Origin of the sequence: uncultured Endozoicomonas sp. (genome assembly GCF_947495845.1) — a bacterium.
GTDB lineage: Bacteria > Pseudomonadota > Gammaproteobacteria > Pseudomonadales > Endozoicomonadaceae > Endozoicomonas.
Genome location: NZ_CANMAO010000091.1, coordinates 1 through 1,044 on the forward strand (window position 1 = coordinate 1; position 1,044 = coordinate 1,044).

Here is a 1,044-nt window from a genome sequence, read left to right on the forward strand (position 1 = left end):
GCCTCGTCAGTAAAATCTGTGGGCAATTTCTGGTTCAGGTAGCTTGCCAAGTGCATGGTATAACGCAACTTCCGCGCATCTGTAGGTTCTGAAGCCGTAAGATTTTCTCGTAGTGAGTTTTATCTTGGTGTTCAGACCCTCAACTATACCGCTTGAATACGCCTTTTTAGCCCTGAACCAATTCAGGATAAGTGGTCTGTGTCGTCGAACTGTTTTGGCAACCTTCTTCATCGGTTCTAACTTTGATCGCATCACCCTTGTACACCAACGATCCAGATATTTTCCAGCCCAATGTGGTGATACGTAATCCCAGAACACCTGAAACTCTTCCTTTAGCAGATACGCTCTAACACTTTTGAGGTTGTACTGAAGCACTGTGCTTAACTTGACTTCTTCTTTCTCAGTCAGGTTCTCTTTCCGCTTCAGAAGGCACCAACGAGACTTTTTCAAAACAGGCTCATAACCATCAGCCTGAAGCTGTTTGTGCTCCGAAGCCCTGACTTCATCGATGGCTTTATTTAACATCGCCACAATGTGAAAACGATCAAGAATATGCAGAGCCTGACCCGCAAATTCCGCAATAGCCTTCACATAGGGCTTCCACATATCAGAGCAAACATACTTTAATCGCTGGCAACGCTCTGCACCCAAAAATGTGAAAAATTGGCGGATAGTGGCTTCAGTACGTTCCTCTCCAATCCACAGTAGTCGTGTACACTCCCGATCAATCTGATAAACCACTGTCAGATATTTATGACCCAGCTGATACGCCACTTCGTCGATACCTATGGCCTCAATATTATCGAGCACCCGATGGGCTTTGCCCCATTCAACAATGTACTCGACTGAATGAAATACCTTTTCCCATGAAGTATTAAACGTCTTGGCAACTTCCTTCCAGGAGAGTTTTCGAGCCCAGCCTGCCAGAAACTGCATGTACACTTTGGTTAATTCTTTTTTACCTTCTGCCCATGGAACCTGTTCAACCTTTACGCCACATGTCTTACATTGAACCCTGCGCATTCTGTAGATCAGGAAAACTCT

The 1,044-nt window shown here is 45.0% G+C and carries 1 protein-coding gene; it reads right to left on the bottom strand.

Annotated elements, in window-relative coordinates:
* Nucleotides 1-6: 6 nt before the first annotated feature.
* The coding region (locus tag Q1B11_RS20215; protein ID WP_299735819.1) for an ISL3 family transposase at nucleotides 7-1,044 on the bottom strand (1,038 nt) is incomplete at its 5' end.